We start from the raw sequence: 237 nt of genomic DNA, 5'->3' as shown, positions 1-237 counted from the left end.
GGCTTGGTTTCCCCGAGGTTCTGCGCCACCTCAGTCAGTCTGATATCCGGGTTTTTGGCGACATTCAGCAATACCTCGATGCAGACATCAACAGATTGCACGATATCGCTTTTTGATGGTTGTCTTTTGTCCATGGGACCAGAATTTTCTCCGCGACCAGAGCCGAAGGATTGGCATAGTTTTAGGTTACGCCTATCGTAACGCGCTTGTTTTCCGTTTGACAGCCCCCTTGAGGCC

The 237-nt window shown here is 50.6% G+C and carries 1 pseudogene; it reads right to left on the bottom strand.

Annotated features, from left to right (window positions below):
- Positions 1–134: pseudogene (locus AF337_RS18075) on the bottom strand (IclR family transcriptional regulator); the annotation flags it as partial.
- Positions 135–237 lie beyond the last annotated feature (103 nt).

Source organism: Rhizobium ecuadorense, assembly GCF_001187535.1.
GTDB lineage: Bacteria > Pseudomonadota > Alphaproteobacteria > Rhizobiales > Rhizobiaceae > Rhizobium > Rhizobium ecuadorense.
This window is presented reverse-complemented; position numbering and strand designations above follow the sequence as displayed.